The organism is Streptomyces sp. NPDC057486 (assembly GCF_042802415.1).
Lineage (GTDB): Bacteria > Actinomycetota > Actinomycetes > Streptomycetales > Streptomycetaceae > Streptomyces > Streptomyces yanii.
Map to the genome: position 1 here is coordinate 1 of NZ_JBHVEE010000305.1, position 1,945 is coordinate 1,945.

The 1,945-nt window shown below is 70.5% G+C and carries 3 protein-coding genes; 2 read left to right on the forward strand and 1 reads right to left on the reverse strand.

Translation table 11 applies throughout. The annotated features are described in order from the left end of the window. Window positions 1-88 precede the first annotated feature (88 nt). Entirely contained in the window at window positions 89-928 is an 840-nt protein-coding gene (locus ACFU6I_RS48495; protein ID WP_384380964.1) for a chaplin, read from the forward strand. A gap of 70 nt (window positions 929-998) precedes the next feature. Here the strand turns inward: ACFU6I_RS48495 and ACFU6I_RS48500 are convergent, their stop codons facing one another. Then, window positions 999-1,187, reverse strand: coding sequence for a DUF5703 family protein (locus ACFU6I_RS48500; protein WP_030918345.1), 189 nt, complete (start codon window positions 1,185-1,187; stop codon window positions 999-1,001). Window positions 1,188-1,234: 47 nt separating this feature from the next. Between ACFU6I_RS48500 and ACFU6I_RS48505 the strand changes: the two genes are divergently transcribed. After that, complete coding sequence (locus tag ACFU6I_RS48505; RefSeq protein WP_345513498.1) at window positions 1,235-1,894, forward strand: hypothetical protein; 660 nt, start codon at window positions 1,235-1,237, stop codon at window positions 1,892-1,894. The last annotated feature ends 51 nt before the right edge of the window (window positions 1,895-1,945 follow it).

Consider the following 1,945-nt stretch of genomic DNA (forward strand, 5'->3'; position numbering starts at 1 on the left):
CGCCATGCGCTCCGGGGCCGACGGGCGCTCCACCCCCGCGCGGTCACGTCCGGGGGTATTCCGGAAGGTGGAAGGCAGGGAAATACCTATGCGACAGGTCACGCGCAAGGGCCTGATGACCATGGCGGCGGCGGGCGGAGTGCTCGCGCTGAGTGGCGGATACGCACACGCCGACGCGGGAGCGGTCGGCGACACGTCGAATTCCCCGGGGGTGCTGTCAGGGAATTCGGTGAAGATCCCGGTCGACGTCCCGGTCAACGTATGCGGTAACTCCGTGAGTGTTGTCGGACTGCTCAATCCGGCGGCCGGAAATGCTTGCGGAAACGGCTCGGTAAACAGTGCCTCGGGGCGGCACGGCTCGGGCGACCGGGCGTCGGGTGCGCAGGCATCGGGCCGCCACGCGGCGGCCGGCCGCGGCATGGGCGACCTGACCCGCGAGCACCGCGCCGGAACGGGCAAGCACCGGGCCGGAACGGGCAAGCACCGGGCCGGGGACAACGGAAGCTTCAGCGGCGCCACGGCCGAGGGGTACGCGAACGGGTCACCCGGCGTCCTTTCGGGCAACCACATCCAGGTCCCCGTCGACGTCCCCGTGAACGCCTGCGGGAACAGCGCCACCATCGGCGGACTGCTCAACCCCGCAACCGGCAACACGTGCGAGAACGATGCCGACGTGAGCACGCCCCCGGTGGACGTTCCGGTCACCCCGGTCACGCCGGTCACGCCGGTTACCCCGGTTACCCCGGTCACGCCGCTCACCCCCGAGAAGCCCGAAGTGCCAGGGTCGCGAGGCGTGCCGAACGCGCCCGAGCCCCAGCTCGCCCACACCGGAGCCGGCGGGCTCGAACTGCTGGTCCCGGCGGGCGCGGCTCTGCTGCTGGCGGGCGCGGGCACGGTCCTGTACCGCCGCGCCCGTACGGCCGCATAACAACGGGCTGCGGCACCGGGCCGAAAGGCATGAAAACGAGCGGGCCCCGCGGATGCGGGGCCCGCTCGTCTCACCAGGTGGCGCGTAGCTGGCGAATGATCCGCCGCCGCAGTCGCACCCTGCGGCTGCCGTCACGGCGCAGCGTCAATCGGTCCAACTCCCAGTGCCCGTACTCGGCATGGTCGGTCAGCAGGCGGGCGGTTTCCTTCCGGGAGACCCCGCGTGGCACGTACACATCGACAAATTCGTATTCCGGCATCGCATCTATTGTGCGGGCAGAGGCCGTGTACGGATAGCGTCTGCACTATGTCTGATGCTGCGCAGCCCACCGCTGCCGAGGTACGCGCCGCCGCCGATGCGGTCAAAGCCGCGCTCGACCATCACCTCGCGGCGGTCGAGCACCGGTCCGGGGACGACGACCCCGCCGTCTATGAGGCGTTCAATGCACTGGCCGCTGCGGCCGAGGTCTACGACGAACTCCTCTACGACCGATACGACGAGGTCACCCCCTTCGAGATCCCCGGCGTCGACGACTCCCTGCCGCCGTACGGCGGTCCCGAGGACCCCAAGGCGCTCAGCGTGCTGATCCGCCGCGACTACGCAGTGGTGGAGCCGCCCCGGCTGCTCGCCCAGGCGCAGCGGATCGCCAATCCGGACCCGGACCGCCGCGCCAACGGGACCGGCGCCGTGGTCGGCGCCAGTGTCCATGCGGCGCTCGGCGTGCTCTTCGGCGAGTACGAACCGGACGAGATCGCCTCCCGGCACCAGGAGTTCGGCCTGGAGGAAGGCGACTCCACGCTGTGGGTCTCCGCAGCGGAAGAGCTTCCCGAGCCGGGGGAGTGGCTCAGTGCCCCGTTCGACGAGGCCGACCCTCAACTGGTGGTGTGCCGCTTCGACGTCAGTTCCGTCTTCGACGAGGACGAACTCGACGAGGAGCTGGACGACCTGGCGACCGAAAGCTCCTGACCGTGTGCCGTCGGTGACAAGCAGTCGTCGCCGGTGCCCCGCCCGGGGCAC

Bases quoted from the DNA above. Each gene is read 5' to 3' on its own strand.
- ACFU6I_RS48495 (WP_384380964.1), top strand. From the start codon at position 89: ATGCGACAGGTCACGCGCAAGGGCCTGATGACCATGGCGGCGGCGGGC.
- ACFU6I_RS48505 (WP_345513498.1), top strand. From the start codon at position 1,235: ATGTCTGATGCTGCGCAGCCCACCGCTGCCGAGGTACGCGCCGCCGCC.
- ACFU6I_RS48500 (WP_030918345.1), bottom strand. From the start codon at position 1,187: ATGCCGGAATACGAATTTGTCGATGTGTACGTGCCACGCGGGGTCTCC.